At 53.1% G+C, this 1,141-nt stretch carries 1 protein-coding gene; it reads left to right on the forward strand.

What is annotated here, in order from left to right:
- Positions 1–302 precede the first annotated feature (302 nt).
- Positions 303–1,088, forward strand: a complete 786-nt coding sequence (locus EIEH_RS14505; RefSeq protein WP_035610059.1) for an endonuclease/exonuclease/phosphatase family protein — start codon at positions 303–305, stop codon at positions 1,086–1,088.
- Positions 1,089–1,141: the final 53 nt, after the last annotated feature.

The raw sequence follows: 1,141 nt of genomic DNA on the forward strand, positions 1-1,141 counted from the left end.
TCTATTAAGGCCCATGTTATTTATTAACATGGGCCTTTTCATATTTGTATCATATAGATATTGGATAGGCGAGAGCCTGGACATGATTCTGTGTAAATGCCTTTTCTCAGAAGTGACCGTTCAGGCGGTCACTGAACTCGACAATAAAGCGACTCATCGCCATACGCCAGTCCACGCTGCTATATCGATTGTATTTCAGGCTGTGCATACCTATAACAGAAGAGTAGACTCGTTAAGATAACGTAGTGTGTGCGCCATCGAGGCTCGTCTCTACGGTGTATTTTGAGCAACAGGCGGTAAACGTGCGCAAAAAGAACTTTGCTATGCGCTACACGGCGGGTATGCCGGCGACGCGTATTTTCCCCGGTGCTATTCATGAGCTTGGTCAACCCGTGGTGGCGACACATACGCTGCCAAGCGATGATGTCCTACGCATCATGGTCTGGAATATTTTCAAGCAGCAACGAGCCGATTGGCTCTCGGTGTTGAAGGAGTATGGGCGGCGTTCGCAGCTCGTGTTGCTGCAAGAGGCACAGACAACGCCCGAGCTAGTCCATTTCGCCACCAGTAACTATCTCACGGCCGATCAGGTACCAGCCTTCTCCCTACCGCAGCATCCCTCTGGGGTTATGACGCTGGCAGCGGCTCATCCGATCTATTGTTGCCCGTTGCGCGAGAAAGAGCCGCTGATCCGCTTGGCGAAGTCGGCGTTGGTGACGGTCTATCCCCTATTCGATGGGCGCCTGTTGATGGTGGTTAACATCCATGCGGTGAACTTTAGCCTCGGCGTCGAGGTGTATAGTAAGCAGTTAGACCCTATCGGTGAGCAGATCGCCTTGCATAAGGGGCCGGTGATCATGGCAGGGGATTTTAATGCCTGGAGCAATCGCCGCCTCAATGCGCTACGACGCTTTGCCTGTGGGATGGAGCTTCGCGAGGTGCATTTTACGAATGATCAGCGTCGTACTGCCTTTGGGCGCCCGTTGGACTTCGTGTTTTATCGTGCCCTGGGGGTGGTTGAGGCCTCGGTATTAGTCACCCAGGCATCGGATCATAACCCGCTATTGGTCGAGTTCCGCCCGGAATAGCCGCGGGCTCTGTGAGCCAATAAAAAAAGCGCCGCGAGGGCGCTTTTTTTTGG

The sequence above is a fragment of the Edwardsiella ictaluri ATCC 33202 genome (assembly GCF_000264785.1).
Lineage (GTDB): Bacteria > Pseudomonadota > Gammaproteobacteria > Enterobacterales > Enterobacteriaceae > Edwardsiella > Edwardsiella ictaluri.